Annotated in this window: 12 protein-coding genes, 2 tRNA genes and 3 rRNA genes; 5 read left to right on the forward strand and 12 right to left on the reverse strand. The window is 54.4% G+C overall.

The features are described 5' to 3' along the window. Positions 1-3 precede the first annotated feature (3 nt). Positions 4-192 (reverse strand): cellulose biosynthesis protein BcsR, encoded by a 189-nt coding sequence (gene bcsR / locus BFV65_RS20325; RefSeq protein WP_022649731.1) that lies wholly within the window; start codon positions 190-192, stop codon positions 4-6. Positions 193-366: 174 nt separating this feature from the next. On the opposite strand from bcsR, the gene bcsE reads away from it, so the two are divergent. From bcsE to bcsG, 3 genes are read left to right on the forward strand one after another with little or no spacing between them, the layout of a single operon-like run. Next, positions 367-1929, forward strand: coding sequence for a cellulose biosynthesis c-di-GMP-binding protein BcsE (bcsE, locus tag BFV65_RS20330; protein ID WP_045309207.1), 1563 nt, complete (start codon positions 367-369; stop codon positions 1927-1929). Then, complete coding sequence (bcsF, locus tag BFV65_RS20335; RefSeq protein ID WP_022649733.1) at positions 1926-2120, forward strand: cellulose biosynthesis protein BcsF; 195 nt, start codon at positions 1926-1928, stop codon at positions 2118-2120. The genes bcsE and bcsF overlap by 4 nt, the downstream gene beginning before the upstream one ends. After that, positions 2113-3792, forward strand: a complete 1680-nt coding sequence (bcsG, locus tag BFV65_RS20340; protein ID WP_023298844.1) for a cellulose biosynthesis protein BcsG — start codon at positions 2113-2115, stop codon at positions 3790-3792. Before bcsF ends, bcsG begins: the two co-directional genes overlap by 8 nt. A gap of 33 nt (positions 3793-3825) precedes the next feature. Here the strand turns inward: bcsG and birA are convergent, their stop codons facing one another. The 11 genes from birA to pepQ form a co-directional block, all read right to left on the reverse strand. Then, complete coding sequence (gene birA, locus BFV65_RS20345; protein WP_003861169.1) at positions 3826-4788, reverse strand: bifunctional biotin--[acetyl-CoA-carboxylase] ligase/biotin operon repressor BirA; 963 nt, start codon at positions 4786-4788, stop codon at positions 3826-3828. Beyond that, entirely contained in the window at positions 4785-5813 is a 1029-nt protein-coding gene (murB, locus tag BFV65_RS20350) for a UDP-N-acetylmuramate dehydrogenase (RefSeq protein ID WP_023307159.1), read from the reverse strand. Before murB ends, birA begins: the two co-directional genes overlap by 4 nt. 134 nt (positions 5814-5947) lie before the next feature. Beyond that, positions 5948-6063, reverse strand: a 5S ribosomal RNA gene (gene rrf / locus BFV65_RS20355). A gap of 71 nt (positions 6064-6134) precedes the next feature. Further along, positions 6135-9040: ribosomal RNA gene (locus BFV65_RS20360) — 23S ribosomal RNA — on the reverse strand. Between the two features lie 171 nt (positions 9041-9211). Then, positions 9212-9287: transfer RNA gene (locus BFV65_RS20365), tRNA-Ala, on the reverse strand. A gap of 105 nt (positions 9288-9392) precedes the next feature. Beyond that, positions 9393-9469 (reverse strand) — tRNA-Ile (locus BFV65_RS20370). A gap of 70 nt (positions 9470-9539) precedes the next feature. After that, positions 9540-11081, reverse strand: a 16S ribosomal RNA gene (locus BFV65_RS20375). The 16S, 23S and 5S rRNA genes sit together here with 2 tRNA genes alongside, the layout of an rRNA operon. A 350-nt stretch (positions 11082-11431) precedes the next feature. Beyond that, positions 11432-11977 carry a menaquinone-dependent protoporphyrinogen IX dehydrogenase gene (hemG, locus tag BFV65_RS20385; protein ID WP_023298846.1) on the reverse strand — a complete coding sequence of 182 codons (546 nt, stop codon included), beginning with the start codon at positions 11975-11977 and terminating at the stop codon, positions 11432-11434. A 10-nt stretch (positions 11978-11987) separates the two neighbouring features. After that, complete coding sequence (gene trkH / locus BFV65_RS20390; protein ID WP_022649737.1) at positions 11988-13439, reverse strand: Trk system potassium transporter TrkH; 1452 nt, start codon at positions 13437-13439, stop codon at positions 11988-11990. 41 nt (positions 13440-13480) lie between these two features. Continuing rightward, a complete protein-coding gene (locus tag BFV65_RS20395; RefSeq protein ID WP_063152818.1) occupies positions 13481-14095 on the reverse strand; it encodes an IMPACT family protein in 615 nt (204 codons plus the stop codon). Continuing rightward, entirely contained in the window at positions 14095-15426 is a 1332-nt protein-coding gene (pepQ, locus tag BFV65_RS20400) for a Xaa-Pro dipeptidase (RefSeq protein ID WP_022649738.1), read from the reverse strand. Before pepQ ends, BFV65_RS20395 begins: the two co-directional genes overlap by 1 nt. A 190-nt stretch (positions 15427-15616) precedes the next feature. Here pepQ and fadB point away from each other — a divergent pair, with 190 nt between their 5' ends. Continuing rightward, a complete protein-coding gene (fadB, locus tag BFV65_RS20405; protein WP_023298848.1) occupies positions 15617-17806 on the forward strand; it encodes a fatty acid oxidation complex subunit alpha FadB in 2190 nt (729 codons plus the stop codon). Positions 17807-17815: 9 nt separating this feature from the next. Next, the gene (gene fadA, locus BFV65_RS20410) at positions 17816-18979 is read left to right on the forward strand and encodes an acetyl-CoA C-acyltransferase FadA (RefSeq protein ID WP_000416981.1); all 1164 of its coding nucleotides are present in this window, start codon (positions 17816-17818) and stop codon (positions 18977-18979) included. Positions 18980-19035: the final 56 nt, after the last annotated feature.

Genomic DNA, 19035 nt, shown 5'->3' on the forward strand with positions numbered 1-19035 from the left:
TCCTTATTGTTGTTGGGCAAACTCAGCTAATAACGGCCAACGTTTAATAGCCGCAGCCAACTGTTCCCGCTGGGAAATATCGGTGTAATCTATTTCAGGCAATGAAAAAGCCTGCGTGAGCGCCAGAAAATCGTTTTGGAATGTGTAACCCAGGCTTGGGTCGACTGGAGTTGCGGGTTCGTTATTTTGCATTCTTATTTCATCCCTTTGAGTAAAATCATAAGATTCAGATGCAGCGAGGCGTCCTGCCCACGAAATTTCATTTACATGCTAAATCTGATGTTCTTTAATTTCAATGTTAGGTTTATTTCTACGCTTTCGCTAGTAAACTGAGAGACATAGAAATTCGACGAAAAGAGGGACACCGTGGACTCCATATTTTCTATTGGCATCCAGTCATTATGGGACGAATTGCGCCACATGCCAGTCGGAGGAGTCTGGTGGGTTAATACGGATCGTAATGAAGATGCCATCAGTCTGGTAAACCAGACGATAGCGGCGCAGGGTAAGGATTACCGCGTGGCCGTCATTACGATGGGCGATGAGCCAAAGTCAATCATCAGGCTCGAAACTGACCGTGGACCCCAGACAGTACGATTATTTTCCATGCCAGCGGAGGCCGACAGTTTATACTTTTTGCCCCGCGATATTCAGTGCTCTATTGTTCCTGAACACTATTTACTGATTCTTAAATGTTCTCAAAACGGTCTACAAAATATCCCGTCTGAAAAACTGCTGAAATGGCTGGGAAGAATCAGCAGATGGGCAAAAAATCAAAATTGCACCTTATTGGTTGTTAACCCGGGCAGTAATAACGACAAACTTTTTTCACTTTTAATGAGTGAATACCGTTTCCTCTATGGCCTGGCCAGTATTCGTGTCCAGACTGACAGCCATCTTTACGACGTGGCTTTCTGGTGCAATGAAAAAGGGGTGAGCTCCCGACAGCAGCTTACCCTCAAAAATGTCGGGGACGAGTGGCATCTTGCTCAACAGGAAGAGACGGTGGTTCAGCCACGCAGTGATGAAAAGCGCGTTCTGAGTCATATTGCGGTACTGGAAGGTGCGCCTGCACTGTCTGAGCATTGGTCACTGTTCGAAACTAACGAGGCCTTATTTGATGAGGCGCGCACCACGCAGGCGGCGACCATTATCTTCTCGTTGATCCAGAATAACCAAATCGAAACGCTGGCACGGCACATTCACACATTACGTCGCCAGCGCGGCAGCGCGTTAAAAATCGTGGTACGTGAAAATAATACCAGCCTGCGCGCCACCGATGAGCGCTTATTACTGGGCTGCGGCGCGAATATGGTCATTCCCTGGAATGCTCCCCTGTCGCGCTGTCTGACGCTGATCGAAAGCATTCAGGGCCAGCAGTTTAATCGATATGTTCCGGAAGATATCAGCACCCTGCTTTCAATGACGCAGCCGATGAAACTGCGCGGCTACCAGAAATGGGACACCTTCTGCGATGCGGTGGGCAACATGATGAGCAATACGCTTTTACCGGCAGACGGAAAAGGGGTGATGGTTGCCCTGCGTCCTGTGCCGGGCATTCGCGTTGAGCAGGCGCTCACCTTGTGCCGCCCTAATCGTATCGGGGATATCATGACCATTGGCGATAATCGCCTGGTGCTGTTCCTCTCCTTCTGTCGGGTGAACGATCTGGATACCGCCCTGAACCATATCTTCCCGCTGCCTACCGGGGATATTTTCTCGAACCGCATGGTCTGGTTTGAAGATAATTTGATCAGCGCTGAGCTTGTCCAGATGCGAGCCCTGGCACCTGAAAAATGGGCCAAACCGTTGCCTGTAACAAGTGGTGCCAAACCGGTTCTGAACGCGAAACATGATGGGCACGTATGGCGTCGGGTTCCTGAGCCGCTACGCTTAATGGATGAGAACAAGGAGAGCGTTCCATTATGAATATCAGCGATATCATCCAACTGGTTGTTCTGTGCGCGCTGATTTTTTTGCCGCTTGGCTACTATGCACGCCATTCCCTGCGCCGTATTCGCGATACGATCAGATTACTGTTCGTCAAACCTCGCTATATTAAACCCGCCGGAACACTGACTCGCGCTTCAAACGTCAAGGCAAACCGAAAACATGACTAACTCTACCTATACCTCTTCAGCGCCATCGCCACTCTGGCAATACTGGCGCGGTCTGTCCGGCTGGAATTTCTACTTTCTGGTGAAGTTTGGTCTGCTGTGGGCAGGCTATCTTAATTTCCACCCGCTGCTTAATCTGGTGTTTATGGCATTCCTGCTGATGCCAATCCCGAATCTCAGGCTGCACCGTATACGTCACTGGATTGCTATCCCTATCGGTTTCGCCCTGTTCTGGCATGATACCTGGCTACCCGGCCCCGAAAGCATTATGAGCCAGGGTTCCCAGGTCGCAGGTTTCAGTGCGGACTATATGCTCGATCTGGTTGAGCGCTTTATTAACTGGCAGATGATTGGCGCGGTATTTGTCCTGCTGGTTGCCTGGCTGTTCCTGTCTCAGTGGATCCGGGTGACGGTGTTTGTCGTCGCGATTATGATCTGGCTAAACGTACTGACGCTGACGGGCCCGAGCTTCTCGCTGTGGCCAGCCGGTCAGCCGACGACAACCGTAACCACCACGGGCGGTTCCGCCGCCGCTACCGTCGCGACAGCAGGGGATACGCCTGTGGTTGGGGATATTCCAGCGCAGACGGCGCCGCCGACATCTACGAACCTGAACGCGTGGCTCTCCAGTTTTTACGCTGCGGAAGATAAGCGTCAGACGAAATTCCCGGACGCGCTGCCTGCTGATGCTCAGCCGTTTGAGTTGCTGGTCATTAACATCTGTTCTCTGTCCTGGGCTGACGTTGACGCGGCTGGTTTGATGTCGCACCCGCTGTGGTCGCATTTCGATATTCAGTTCAAAGACTTCAACTCGGCCACGTCGTACAGCGGCCCGGCGGCTATCCGCCTGCTGCGCGCCAGCTGTGGGCAGCCCTCGCATAAGAACCTCTACCAGCCGGCAGCTAACCAGTGTTACCTGTTTGATAACCTGGCAAAACTGGGCTTTACCCAACACCTGATGATGGGCCATAACGGTCAGTTCGGTAACTTCCTGAAAGAAGTGCGTGAACAGGGTGGCATGCAGGCCCCACTGATGGACCAGAAAGGGCTGCCAGTGACGTTACTGGGCTTCGATGGCTCGCCGGTCTATGACGATACCGCCGTACTTCAGCGCTGGTTCGACACCGTCGGTAAAGAGGAAGGGACGCGTAGCGCGACGTTCTATAATACGCTGCCGCTTCACGACGGGAACCATTATCCGGGCGTAAGCAAAACGGCCGATTACAAGGCCCGTGCGCAGAAGTTCTTTGACGAGCTGAACGCGTTCTTTAACGAGCTGGAAAAATCAGGTCGTAAAGTGATGGTGGTGGTGGTCCCGGAACATGGTGGAGCGCTGAAAGGCGACAGGATGCAGGTGTCTGGTCTGCGCGATATCCCAAGCCCGTCCATCACAAACGTTCCGGCCGGGATTAAGTTCTTTGGCATGAAGGCACCGCATCAGGGCGCGCCAGTTGAGATCACCCAGCCAAGCAGCTATCTGGCCATCTCGGAACTGGTTGCTCGCGCTGTAGACGGTAAGCTGTTTGTGGAAGATAGCGTGAACTGGGATCAGCTCACCAGCGGGCTGCCGCAGACGGCGGAGGTATCGGAAAACGCCAATGCGGTGGTGATCCAGTATCAGAATAAGCCTTATGTCCGGCTGAATGCCGGGGATTGGGTGCCGTATCCGCAGTGACCTGCTACACCCTCTCCCCCTGTGGGGAGAGGGTTACTCTGCACTTCGTAACGAAATTTCACCGCCCACCCAGGGCTTAATCACGCCATCCTGTTCAAGCAGCAACGCGCCCTGCGCGTCAATGCCGCGTGATGTGCCGTAAATCTCTTTATCCCCAATCAGCAGCTTCACCGGTCGGTTAATAAAGTTATCCAGCTTTTCCCAGCGGGACAGGAATGGCGCTAACCCCTCTTGTTCAAAGAGCGTCAGCGAACTACGCAACTCATTGATCATGCGGACGGCAAGCGTATTGCGATCGATGGTGATCCCCGCTTCCTGTAGGTTGGTCCAGGCCTGGTTCACGACATCGTTCTGCACGTTTCGCATCACCATGTTCAGCCCCGCCCCAATGACGATCTGTGCGGCATCGCCTGTTTTTCCCGTCAGTTCGACCAGGATCCCCGCCAGCTTTCGATCGTTGAGATACAGATCGTTGGGCCATTTTACCCGCACCTGATCGGCACCCAGATCGTGCAGCACCTCTGCCATCACAATGCCGATGACCAGGCTCAGCCCGATGGCCGCAGCTGGCCCCTGTTCAAGCCGCCAGTACATGGAAAGGTAGAGGTTGGCGCCAAATGGCGAAAACCACTTACGCCCCCGGCGGCCACGTCCTGCCTGTTGGTACTCGGCAACGCAGGCATCACCGGATTTCAGCTCGCTCAGGCGATCCAGCAGATACTGGTTCGTCGAATCAATGACCGGCAATACCGCGACGTTACCGTGTCCAATCTGGCTGCGGATGATCTCTTCATTCAGTAACTGGATTGGTTCCGGCAGGCTGTAGCCTTTTCCCGGTACCGTAAACACATCCACGCCCCAGTCGCGGAGCGTTTGAATATGTTTATTGATGGCAGCGCGGCTCATGCCCAGCTGTTCGCCCAGCTGCTCGCCAGAATGAAACTCGCCATCAGCAAGAATACCGATGAGAGTTAACGGAATAGTATTGTCCTTCACGCAATGGTCTCCACGGCATTCACTTCGCCCGTTCGGCCAATAAAGCGAACTTCAGGCTCCAGCCAGACGTTAAATTTTTCGCCCACACGCTGGCGAACATGGTGCGCCAGGTTGACGACATCCTCACTTGTCGCGTTGGACTGGTTGATCAGTACCAGCGCCTGCTGACGATGAACAGCAGCGCCACCAAGCGTAGTACCTTTTAATTCACATTGATCGATAAGCCAGCCTGCGGCCAGCTTTACGCTGCCATCCGCCTGAGGATAATGCGGGGCCGTTGGCCAGCCAGCGAGAAACGCTTTAGCATTTTCGCTGCCGATCACCGGATTTTTGAAGAAACTGCCCGCATTTCCGTTAACTTTCGGGTCCGGTAGCTTGGTCATTCGCATGTGGCAAACGGAATCAAAAACCTCACGCGGTGTGACGGTAGCCGGATCGAGACGGGCCAGATCGCCGTAAGTCAGAACGGGTTTCCATGCTTTCGCCAGACGCAGGCCAACGGCCACAATGACAAAACGATCCTGATAGTCGTGCTTGAAAATGCTGTCGCGATAGCCAAAGCGGCACTGCTCTGCGGTCAAACGCTTCGCCGTTCCGGTCGCGAGTTCGATGCAGTCGACATATTCGCAGACGTGTTTCAGTTCAATGCCGTAGGCACCGATGTTTTGAATAGGAGATGATCCTGCACAGCCCGGGATGAGGGCCAGGTTTTCCAGTCCGGGCATCCCTTTTTCAAGGGTATATTGCACCAGATGGTGCCAGTTTTCGCCAGCACCCACGTGTAAATGCCAGCTGTCAGCGCTCTCTTTACGCTCAATCCCCATGATGCGATTAACGATTACCGTCCCCGCAAAATCATCGAGAAACAGGACATTACTTCCTTCGCCCAGAATAAGTACGGGTTCACCGTTTTCTGTTGCGTTTTGCCAGGCATTCAGCAACTGCTGAGCACTGTCGGCACGTACAATTTGATTAGCATTCCGTTGAATACCAAAGGTATTCCAGGGCTTAAGGGAGTGATTCATAGACGCTATCCTGATGCAAAAACCGGGATAGTTTACCGTATATACGAAGGGATGGGTGATTAGTTTATGGAAAGGAAGCTGGTGCAGAAACGCAAAAAGGCCATCCTTGCGGATGGCCTCTTCACTTGTTTGATGCCTGGCAGTTCCCTACTCTCACATGGGGAGACCCCACACTACCATCGGCGCTACGGCGTTTCACTTCTGAGTTCGGCATGGGGTCAGGTGGGACCACCGCGCTAAAGCCGCCAGGCAAATTCTGTTAATCTGTATCAGGCTGAAAATCGTGTCTGTCTCTCTTCGCCAAAACATCTTCGGCGTTGTAAGGTTAAGCCTCACGGTTCATTAGTATCGGTTAGCTCAACGCATCGCTGCGCTTACACACCCGACCTATCAACGTCGTAGTCTTCAACGTTCCTTCAGGAGACTCAAGGTCTCAGGGAGAACTCATCTCGGGGCAAGTTTCGTGCTTAGATGCTTTCAGCACTTATCTCTTCCGCATTTAGCTACCGGGCAGTGCCATTGGCATGACAACCCGAACACCAGTGATGCGTCCACTCCGGTCCTCTCGTACTAGGAGCAGCCCCCCTCAATTCTCCAGCGCCCACGGCAGATAGGGACCGAACTGTCTCACGACGTTCTAAACCCAGCTCGCGTACCACTTTAAATGGCGAACAGCCATACCCTTGGGACCTACTTCAGCCCCAGGATGTGATGAGCCGACATCGAGGTGCCAAACACCGCCGTCGATATGAACTCTTGGGCGGTATCAGCCTGTTATCCCCGGAGTACCTTTTATCCGTTGAGCGATGGCCCTTCCATTCAGAACCACCGGATCACTATGACCTGCTTTCGCACCTGCTCGCGCCGTCACGCTCGCAGTCAAGCTGGCTTATGCCATTGCACTAACCTCCTGATGTCCGACCAGGATTAGCCAACCTTCGTGCTCCTCCGTTACTCTTTGGGAGGAGACCGCCCCAGTCAAACTACCCACCAGACACTGTCCGCAACCCGGATTACGGGTCTACGTTAGAACACCAGCCATTAAAGGGTGGTATTTCAAGGTTGGCTCCACGCAGACTGGCGTCCACGCTTCAAAGCCTCCCACCTATCCTACACATCAAGGACCAGTGTTCAGTGTCAAGCTATAGTAAAGGTTCACGGGGTCTTTCCGTCTTGCCGCGGGTACACTGCATCTTCACAGCGAGTTCAATTTCACTGAGTCTCGGGTGGAGACAGCCTGGCCATCATTACGCCATTCGTGCAGGTCGGAACTTACCCGACAAGGAATTTCGCTACCTTAGGACCGTTATAGTTACGGCCGCCGTTTACCGGGGCTTCGATCAAGAGCTTCGCGTTGCCGCTAACCCCATCAATTAACCTTCCGGCACCGGGCAGGCGTCACACCGTATACGTCCACTTTCGTGTTTGCACAGTGCTGTGTTTTTAATAAACAGTTGCAGCCAGCTGGTATCTTCGACTGATTTCAGCTCCGCCCGCAGGGGCTTCACCTACATATCAGCGTGCCTTCTCCCGAAGTTACGGCACCATTTTGCCTAGTTCCTTCACCCGAGTTCTCTCAAGCGCCTTGGTATTCTCTACCTGACCACCTGTGTCGGTTTGGGGTACGATTTCGTGTTACCTGATGCTTAGAGGCTTTTCCTGGAAGCAGGGCATTTATCACTTCAGCACCGTAGTGCCTCGTCATCACACCTCAGCGTTAATAAGGTACCGGATTTACCTGGAACCTCCGCCTACATGCTTAAACCGGGACAACCGTCGCCCGGCTGACATAGCCTTCTCCGTCCCCCCTTCGCAGTAACACCAAGTACAGGAATATTAACCTGTTTCCCATCGACTACGCCTTTCGGCCTCGCCTTAGGGGTCGACTCACCCTGCCCCGATTAACGTTGGACAGGAACCCTTGGTCTTCCGGCGAGCGGGCTTTTCACCCGCTTTATCGTTACTTATGTCAGCATTCGCACTTCTGATACCTCCAGCACCCCTCACAGGACACCTTCAACGGCTTACAGAACGCTCCCCTACCCAACAACGCCTAAGCGTCGCTGCCGCAGCTTCGGTGCATGGTTTAGCCCCGTTACATCTTCCGCGCAGGCCGACTCGACCAGTGAGCTATTACGCTTTCTTTAAATGATGGCTGCTTCTAAGCCAACATCCTGGCTGTCTGTGCCTTCCCACATCGTTTCCCACTTAACCATGACTTTGGGACCTTAGCTGGCGGTCTGGGTTGTTTCCCTCTTCACGACGGACGTTAGCACCCGCCGTGTGTCTCCCGTGATAACATTCTTCGGTATTCGTAGTTTGCATCGGGTTGGTAAGCCGGGATGGCCCCCTAGCCGAAACAGTGCTCTACCCCCGAAGATGAGTTCACGAGGCGCTACCTAAATAGCTTTCGGGGAGAACCAGCTATCTCCCGGTTTGATTGGCCTTTCACCCCCAGCCACAGGTCATCCGCTAATTTTTCAACATTAGTCGGTTCGGTCCTCCAGTTAGTGTTACCCAACCTTCAACCTGCCCATGGCTAGATCACCGGGTTTCGGGTCTATACCCTGCAACTTAACGCCCAGTTAAGACTCGGTTTCCCTTCGGCTCCCCTATACGGTTAACCTTGCTACAGAATATAAGTCGCTGACCCATTATACAAAAGGTACGCAGTCACCCCATAAAGAGGCTCCCACTGCTTGTACGTACACGGTTTCAGGTTCTTTTTCACTCCCCTCGCCGGGGTTCTTTTCGCCTTTCCCTCACGGTACTGGTTCACTATCGGTCAGTCAGGAGTATTTAGCCTTGGAGGATGGTCCCCCCATATTCAGACAGGATACCACGTGTCCCGCCCTACTCTTCGAGTTCACAGCATGTGTGCTTTCGTGTACGGGACTATCACCCTGTACCGTCGGACTTTCCAGACCGTTCCACTAACACACAAGCTGATTCAGACTCCGGGCTGCTCCCCGTTCGCTCGCCGCTACTGGGGGAATCTCGGTTGATTTCTTTTCCTCGGGGTACTTAGATGTTTCAGTTCCCCCGGTTCGCCTCGTTAACCTATGTATTCAGTTAACGATAGTGCAACGGATTGCACTGGGTTTCCCCATTCGGACATCGCCGGGTCAAAGGTTCATATCACCTCGCCGGCGCTTTTCGCAGATTAGCACGTCCTTCATCGCCTCTGACTGCCAGGGCATCCACCGTGTACGCTTAGTCGCTTAACCTCACAACCCGAAGATGTTTCACTTCTGATTGCGAAAATTTGAGAGACTCGAACACACCATTAAAGATGTGTCGTTTCAATTTTCAGCTTGATCCAGATTTTTAAAGAGCAAAACTTCGCAGTGCACCTTTTCAGGTTCACTCTGAAGTTTTCTTGTGTTCGCAGTAAAGGATGGTGGAGCTATGCGGGATCGAACCGCAGACCTCCTGCGTGCAAGGCAGGCGCTCTCCCAGCTGAGCTATAGCCCCATCGTAGTTATCTCTCTACCGGTAATTTTTGTTGAGGCAAGGCGTGGTGACACGAAGCATACTCAGGTATGTGAGTGTCGCCGCAACGCAGCATCAGCAAAAATTTGGTAGGCCTGAGTGGACTTGAACCACCGACCTCACCCTTATCAGGGGTGCGCTCTAACCACCTGAGCTACAAGCCTGCAGAGATTTTTTACTGCTGTTTTTCATCAGACAATCTGTGTGAGCACTGCAAAGGCAGGTTCTTTAAGGTAAGGAGGTGATCCAACCGCAGGTTCCCCTACGGTTACCTTGTTACGACTTCACCCCAGTCATGAATCACAAAGTGGTAAGCGCCCTCCCGAAGGTTAAGCTACCTACTTCTTTTGCAACCCACTCCCATGGTGTGACGGGCGGTGTGTACAAGGCCCGGGAACGTATTCACCGTGGCATTCTGATCCACGATTACTAGCGATTCCGACTTCATGGAGTCGAGTTGCAGACTCCAATCCGGACTACGACGCACTTTATGAGGTCCGCTTGCTCTCGCGAGGTCGCTTCTCTTTGTATGCGCCATTGTAGCACGTGTGTAGCCCTACTCGTAAGGGCCATGATGACTTGACGTCATCCCCACCTTCCTCCAGTTTATCACTGGCAGTCTCCTTTGAGTTCCCGGCCTAACCGCTGGCAACAAAGGATAAGGGTTGCGCTCGTTGCGGGACTTAACCCAACATTTCACAACACGAGCTGACGACAGCCATGCAGCACCTGTCTCAGAGTTCCCGAAGGCACCAAAGCATCTCTGCTAAGTTCTCTGGATGTCAAGAGTAGGTAAGGTTCTTCGCGTTGCATCGAATTAAACCACATGCTCCACCGCTTGTGCGGGCCCCCGTCAATTCATTTGAGTTTTAACCTTGCGGCCGTACTCCCCAGGCGGTCGACTTAACGCGTTAGCTCCGGAAGCCACGCCTCAAGGGCACAACCTCCAAGTCGACATCGTTTACGGCGTGGACTACCAGGGTATCTAATCCTGTTTGCTCCCCACGCTTTCGCACCTGAGCGTCAGTCTTTGTCCAGGGGGCCGCCTTCGCCACCGGTATTCCTCCAGATCTCTACGCATTTCACCGCTACACCTGGAATTCTACCCCCCTCTACAAGACTCTAGCCTGCCAGTTTCGAATGCAGTTCCCAGGTTGAGCCCGGGGATTTCACATCCGACTTGACAGACCGCCTGCGTGCGCTTTACGCCCAGTAATTCCGATTAACGCTTGCACCCTCCGTATTACCGCGGCTGCTGGCACGGAGTTAGCCGGTGCTTCTTCTGCGGGTAACGTCAATCGACAGGGTTATTAACCCTGTCGCCTTCCTCCCCGCTGAAAGTACTTTACAACCCGAAGGCCTTCTTCATACACGCGGCATGGCTGCATCAGGCTTGCGCCCATTGTGCAATATTCCCCACTGCTGCCTCCCGTAGGAGTCTGGACCGTGTCTCAGTTCCAGTGTGGCTGGTCATCCTCTCAGACCAGCTAGGGATCGTCGCCTAGGTGAGCCGTTACCCCACCTACTAGCTAATCCCATCTGGGCACATCCGATGGCAAGAGGCCCGAAGGTCCCCCTCTTTGGTCTTGCGACGTTATGCGGTATTAGCTACCGTTTCCAGTAGTTATCCCCCTCCATCAGGCAGTTTCCCAGACATTACTCACCCGTCCGCCACTCGTCAGCAAAGCAGCAAGCTGCTTCCTGTTACCGTTCGACTTGCATGTGTTAGGCCTGCCGCCAGCGTTCAATCTGAGCCATGATCAAACTCTTCAATTTAAGTTTGATGCTCGTGAATTAAACTTCGTAATGAATTACGTGTTCACTCAGAGACTTGGTATTCATTTTTCGTCCGAGGACGTTAAGAATCCATGTCACTTTGAGTGCCCACACAGATTGTCTGATAAATTGTTAAAGAGCAGTGCCGCTACGTTTTCGCTGCGGCGCGGGGTGTGCATATTACGCTTTCCCGCTTCAGAGTCAAGCGTTTATTTTGCTTTTCTCTGCTGACCCGGCGGCGTGTGTGCCGTTGTTCCGTGTCAGTGGAGGCGCATTATAGGGAGTTCTTCTGAAGTGACAAGCACTAAATACAAAAAACTTTTCGTTCGCTCACTTTTCAAACTCAACGCTTATTTAACCCGCGAATCGTCCGTTAAACGTGCAATTTCACGGGCAAAACTGGCCACTTGATCCCAGTCGGTATAAACCACTTCTTTACGCGTATCCGTTTCCCCGCCCGTCATCTTCATGATCAGGCGGATCATAAAGCGGTCATACCAGCGGTAACGCGGATAACGCAGCGCGCCCGCAAAGACAGAACAGATATCGGGCTGCCATGGCGAGCTCAGCAAAAACTTGCGCGTATAGCTGTTAGTCTGCGGTGTACGCTTCTCTGCTTTACGGGCAACCAGGTTGACCGAGTAAAACGCGCCGGGCAGCTTAGCGAGCTCCGCCGTATGCTTTTTCACAAAGCGATCCAGCGCCGGATGGAAATGACCGTAACGAATTGAAGCGCCAATGACCACACGGTCGTAATCCTGCCAGGCAAGCTGTTCAGTGCGATTCAGGTTCACCACATCAGAATAAATGCCCAGCTCTTTGAGTTCAGAAGCCAGATATGAAGCAATCTCACGCGTTTGCCCATCACGCGTTGAGAAAAGAATTAACGTTTTCACCAATGTCTCCTTACTCACGCCAGAATGTTGGGGTAAACAGCACCAGCAGCGTAAAGACCTCAAGACGACCAAACAGCATATTGGCGATTAAGATCCACTTTGCCACCGGGTTCATACTGGCGAAATTATCCGCCACGACACCCAGCCCCGGCCCCAGGTTGTTTAACGTTGCCACCACAGAGGCGAAGGCAGAGAAATCATCCACGCCCGTGGCGATAATCGCCAGCATACTGACAATAAAGACCAGCGCATAAGCGGAGAAGAATCCCCACACCGCTTCGAGGATACGCTCCGGCAGTGCACGATTGCCCAGCTTGATGCTGTAAACCGCATTCGGGTGGACGAGACGTTTAAGTTCACGGTTCCCCTGCTTGAACAGTAGCAGAATACGGATCACCTTCAGGCCGCCGCCCGTCGACCCGGCACAGCCGCCGATAAACGCAGAGCACAACAGCAGCACCGGCAGGAACAGCGGCCAACGCGCAATACTGTCCGTGGTGAAACCGGCGGTTGTCGCCATCGATACCACCTGGAAGAAGGCCTGGTTCAGGGTCGTGACCGCCGAGTTATAGACATCGTGGAACCACAGTACCAGGGTACAGATGATCACCAGGGTCAACTGGACGCCAATAAACATCCGGAATTCCGGGTCGCGCCAGTACACCTTCAGGCTCCGGCCGCTAAGCAACGAGAAGTGTAGACCGTAGTTACAGCCTGAGATCAGCAAAAAGATGGCAATGATGGTATTGATCGTCGGGCTGTCGAAGTACCCAACGCTGGCATCGTGGGTGGAGAACCCGCCGATAGCGATAGTGGCAAAGCTGTGCCCGATGGCATCAAACGCAGGCATCCCGGCAAACCACAGCGCCAGCGCGCAGGCCACCGTCAGCAGGACATAAATAAGCCAAAGGGTTTTCGCCGTCTCCGCAATACGCGGGCGCATCTTGTTATCTTTCAACGGGCCAGGCATTTCAGCCCGGTAAAGCTGCATCCCCCCGACGCCCAGAATCGGCAGGATAGCCACCGCCAGCACGATGATCCCCATACCGCCGAACCACTGGAGCATCTGCCGGTAAAAGAGAATTGCATGCGGGAGTGAATCCAGCCCCACAAGCGTGGTGGCCCCGGTGGTCGTTAATCCGGAGAACGATTCAAAAAACGCATCCGTGACGGTGAGATTCGGTTGTTCAGAGAAGATAAACGGCAGCGCACCCACGCTTCCCAGTACCGTCCAGAACAGGACCACGATCAGAAAACCCTCCCGGGATTTCAGTTCACCTTTCTCACGGCGGTTTGGCCACCACAGCAGGGAGCCAATCGTCAGCGCGACAAAAAAGGTTTGCGTAAATGCACGCCCCGCGCCGTCCCGGTAGATAAGCGCCACCAGTCCGGGAATGATCATTGTCCCGGAGAAAAGTATGACCAGCAATCCAACGATTCGGGTAATGGCACGAAAATGCATCTCTGCCGCTTCCTTAGGTATTCAAAATTGTGAGGTGGGGATTATTCTTCAATCGGCAGTAAATGCAATGAACCGCGACTAAAATCAGCGAGTTTTGCTGAAAAAGCAGCCAGTTCCGCCTGAGGAAGCGCCACGCGTAATTGCACCATTGCCTGATAATCACTGTGTGCGATGACGCCGTTAAACTGTTTAAGCAGTGCTTCGATACCCGATAGCTGGGCGTAATCGCATAACAAAGTATATTCCGTAAGTGGCGTTTTGCGGGTTGTTATCAGCAGATTAAGCGCCTGCTGGACACCCCCTCCGTAGGCTTTAACCAGCCCTCCGGTGCCTAACAAAATGCCCCCGTAGTAGCGGACCACGACGGCGGTGATTTCACCCACGCCGCTGCCCATCAACTGGGATAGCATCGGTTTTCCGGCCGTACCCGCCGGTTCACCGTCGTCAGAAAACCCGAGCTGCTGTGAGTCGTCTGGCGGCCCTGCGACCCACGCCACACAGTGATGGCGGGCATCGGGGTGCTGCGCGCGGACGGACTCGACGAACGCCTTCGCCGCCTCCACGCCGTCAGTATGCGCCAACAGCGTGATAAAGCGGCTTTTCTTGATTTCCTCAACAAAGGTGACCGGCTCGGCCGGTATCAGCCAGCTTTCCATCAGGCCAGCTTCAGATCTCGCGTCATGTTCTCAATGCTGTTCTCGTGAATAACCACGTTATCCTCGATACGAATGCCGCCAAACGGCTTCAGCGCTTCAATTTTCTCCCAGTTGAAGTGCTTGCTGAACTGCCCTTCCCGCCACGGCGCCAGCAGGGATTCAATAAAGTAGATGCCCGGCTCAATGGTCAATACCATACGCGGCGCCAGAACGCGGGTGCAGCGCAGATAAGGATATTTAGACGGTGCCGCCAGGTGCGTACCGGTATCATCCTGCATAAAGCCCGCGACGTCATGAACCTGTAAACCCAGCGGGTGGCCGATACCGTGCGGCATAAATGGCCCGGTCAAATCGTTCTCAACCATCGCCTCTTCGCTCATGTCTTTGACAATCTGATGCTTACGCAGCAGTTTAGCGATGCGCTGATGGAACTGGATGTGATAATCCACGTAGCTGGTTCCGGCCTTCATGGTGCCAATCAGCGCCAGCTGTTCGTCGTTCACGTCTTTGATCAATTGCGCAAAATCAGTATCCGCATTCGCCGCCCAGGTACGGGTCAGGTCTGCCGCATAGCCATTGTACTCAGCCCCCGCGTCCAACAGGAAGCTGCGCATCTCAGCCGGAACCTGATGATCCAGTTTGGTGTAGTGCAGAACCGAGGCATGTTCATTCAGCGCCACGATGTTGCTGTACGGCACGTCGGTATCGCGGTGGCCGGTCGCCGTCAGGTAGGCCTGATTGATATCGAACTCGCTCATACCGGACTGGAACGCTTCGTGCGCCGCACGGTGGCCATTCACCGCCGTTTTTTGCGCTTCACGCATGCAGTAAAGTTCGTAGTCGGTCTTGTAGGCGCGATAGTAGTGCAGATAATCCAGCACGCCTTTCGGGTTGAGTTTATCTGCCGGAATATCCAGACCCAGCGCACGCTCAGGAACCGGACCAATGTAGCCGATGTTCCCACGCGCCGCTGGCAACTGGCTGCCAATGCCGTCTGCTTTTGGCAGCGCAATCACGTCAATTTCTTCGGTCCAGAATGAGGTCGGCAGCGGCTCCACGTTGTGCCAGTAATCGACCGGCAGGTAGAACCACAGTTTCGGCTTGTTCACGCCATCCACCAGCAGCCAGCAATTTGGAACCTGCGTGACAGGCACCCAGGCTTTAAACTGCGGGTTAACCTTGAAGGGATAAGCGTGGTCATCAAGAAAAGTATTCATCAGCTCGCCGGAGTGGATCAGCAGGGCATCCAGCTTGAAGCGGGCCAGTACATCGCGGGTACGTTCCTGTAGGGTAACGATATGATTTTTATAAAGCGAAGCCAGTGAGTCCATCATTCTTCCTTTCGTTTTTTTGACCTCAAGTCATCGCATCTTAGCACACCTCACTCCGGCTGCGTGATTTCCACCGACCGTGATCAGCGCAGCAATTTCTTAATGACTAATTTGCATTTTATTAACATAAATTCCACACTCCGTTTCATCTGGTATGACCAGATCCAATTGCTGGATTCAGGAGACCGACATGCTCTACAAAGGCGACACCCTGTACGTAGACTGGCTGGAAGATGGCATTGCCGAACTGGTGTTCGATGCCCCCGGCTCAGTGAACAAGCTTGATACCGCGACGGTGGCCAGTCTTGGCCAGGCACTGGATGTACTTGAAAAGCAATCAGATTTGAAAGGGCTGCTGCTGCGCTCCAACAAAGCGGCCTTTATCGTTGGCGCGGATATCACCGAATTCCTGTCGCTGTTCCTGGTGCCCGAAGAACAGCTGAGCCAGTGGCTGCACTTTGCGAACAGCGTCTTTAATCGTCTGGAAGATCTGCCTGTCCCGACCCTTTCTGCCGTTAACGGTTACGCGCTGGGCGGCGGCTGCGAATGCGTGTTAGCCACTGATTACCGTCTGGCGACCCCAGACCTGCGCATCGGCCTGCCGGAAACCAAACTGGGCATTATGCCGGGCTTTGGTGGCTCGGTGCGTATGCCGCGCATGTTGGGTGCCGACAGCGCGCTGGAAATCATTGCCGCAGGTAAAGATGTCGGCGCGGAACAGGCGCAGAAAATCGGTCTGGTGGACGGCGTGGTTAAGCCTGAAAAACTGATTGAAGGCGCTGTAGCCATTCTGCGTCAGGCGATTAACGGCGATCTCGACTGGAAAGCCAAACGTCAGCCAAAGCTGGAGCCGTTGAAGCTCAGCAAAATTGAAGCCACCATGAGCTTCACCATCGCCAAGGGCATGGTGATGCAGACGGCGGGTAAACACTACCCGGCGCCGATCACGGCGGTGAAAACCATTGAAGCGGCAGCCCGTCTGGGCCGTGATGAAGCCCTGAAGCTGGAAAACCAGAGCTTTGTCCCGCTGGCGCACACCAACGAAGCCCGCGCGCTGGTTGGTATCTTCCTTAACGATCAGTTTGTGAAGGGCAAAGCCAAACAACTCACCAAAAACGTTGAAACGCCAAAACACGCGGCGGTACTCGGCGCGGGCATTATGGGTGGCGGCATCGCCTACCAGTCTGCCTGGAAAGGCGTGCCGGTAGTGATGAAAGACATCAACGAGAAATCCCTGACGCTGGGCATGACCGAAGCGGCCAAGCTGCTGAATAAACAGCTTGAGCGCGGCAAAATTGACGGTCTGAAGCTTGCAGGCGTGATCTCCACCATCCAGCCAACGCTGGAATACAGCGGCTTTGAGCGCGTGGACGTAGTGGTTGAAGCGGTCGTTGAGAATCCGAAAGTCAAAAAAGCAGTGCTGGCCGAAACGGAAGAGAAGGTGCGTCCTGAGACCGTACTGGCCTCTAACACCTCCACCATTCCTATCAGCGAACTGGCGAGCGTGCTGAAGCGTCCGGAAAACTTCTGCGGGATGCACTTCTTTAACCCGGTGCATCGCATGCCGCTGGTCGAAGTGATCCGTGGGGAAAAAACCTCCGACGAAACCATCGCCAAAGTGGTGGCGTGGGCGAGCAAGATGGGCAAAACGCCAATCGTCGTTAACGACTGCCCGGGCTTCTTCGTTAACCGCGTGCTGTTCCCGTACTTCGCCGGTTTCAGCCAGCTGCTGCGCGACGGCGCAGACTTCCGCAAAATCGACAAAGTGATGGAAAAACAGTTCGGCTGGCCGATGGGCCCGGCGTACCTGCTGGACGTTGTCGGCATCGACACTGCCCATCACGCGCAGGCGGTGATGGCGGCGGGCTTCCCGCAGCGCATGCAGAAAGATTATCGCGACGCCATTGACGCCCTGTTCGACGCCAACCGCTTTGGGCAGAAAAACGGTCTGGGCTTCTGGCGCTATAAAGAAGACAGCAAAGGCAAACCGAAGAAAGAAGAAGATCCGGCGGTGGATGGCCTGCTGGCCGACGTCAGTCAGCCAAAACGCGACTTCACTGACGATGAGATCATCGCCCGGATGATGATCCCGATGATCAACGAAGTAGTGCGTTGCCTCGAAGAAGGCATTATCGCCAGCCCGGCAGAAGCGGATATGGCGCTGGTGTACGGCCTCGGCTTCCCTCCGTTCCACGGCGGCGCGTTCCGTTGGCTGGATACGCTCGGCAGCGCTCGCTATCTCGATATGGCTCAGCAATATCAGCACCTCGGTCCGCTTTATGAGGTGCCGGAAGGTCTGCGTAACAAAGCGCGCCATAACGAACCCTACTATCCAGCAGTTGAGCCAGCCCGTCCGGTTGGCACGCTGAAAACGGCTTAAGGAGTCACAATGGAAAAGGTTGTCATTGTTGATGCAATTCGCACCCCGATGGGCCGTTCAAAAGGCGGTGCATTCCGTAACGTGCGTGCGGAAGATCTCTCGGCGCACCTGATGCGTAGCCTGCTGGCGCGTAACCCGGCGCTGGACCCTGCTGCGCTGGACGATATTTACTGGGGCTGCGTCCAGCAGACGCTGGAGCAGGGTTTCAACATCGCCCGTAACGCGTCTCTGCTGGCGGAGATCCCGCATTCGGTTCCGGCGGTCACCGTCAACCGTCTTTGCGGTTCGTCGATGCAGGCGCTGCACGACGCGGCACGGATGATCATGACCGGCGATGCGCAGGCCTGTCTGGTGGGCGGCGTGGAGCACATGGGCCACGTGCCGATGAGCCACGGGGTCGATTTCCATCCGGGCATGAGCCGCAACGTGGCGAAAGCCGCCGGTATGATGGGCCTGACCGCCGAGATGCTCTCCCGTCTGCACGGCATCAGCCGTGAAATGCAGGATGCCTTTGCCGCGCGCTCACATGCCCGCGCCTGGGCCGCCACGCAGTCTGGTGCCTTTAAGAATGAGATCATCCCAACCGGCGGTCACGACGCAGACGGCGTACTGAAGCAGTTCAGCTACGACGAAGTTATCCGTCCTGAAACCACTGTTGAAGCGCTTTCTACCCTGCGTCCGGCGTTTGATCCGGTCACCGGCACGGTAACGGCGGGCACCTCGTCTGCCCTGTCCGACGGTGCCGCCGCCATGTTAGTGATGAGCGAAAGCCGCGCCCGCGAATTAGGCCTGACGCCACGCGCCCGCGTGCGTTCGATGGCAGTCGTGGGCTGCGATCCTTCCATCATGGGTTACGGTCCGGTCCCGGCGTCAAAACTGGCGCTGAAAAAAGCGGGGCTGAGCGCAAGTGATATCGACCTCTTTGAGATGAACGAAGCGTTCGCCGCGCAGATCCTGCCGTGCATTAAAGATCTGGGGCTGATGGATCAGATCGACGAGAAGATTAACCTCAATGGCGGCGCGATAGCCCTCGGTCACCCGCTGGGCTGCTCCGGGGCGCGTATCAGCACCACGCTGATCAACCTGATGGAACGCAAAGATGCCCAGTTCGGACTGGCGACGATGTGTATCGGGTTGGGTCAGGGGATCGCGACGGTGTTTGAGAGAGTGTAAATGTAAATAAGGAAAAGTATCTTAAAGCCAATGACGTCAGAACAAGGCGGCAAGCG

It is taken from the genome of Enterobacter hormaechei subsp. hoffmannii, assembly GCF_001729745.1.
GTDB lineage: Bacteria > Pseudomonadota > Gammaproteobacteria > Enterobacterales > Enterobacteriaceae > Enterobacter > Enterobacter intestinihominis.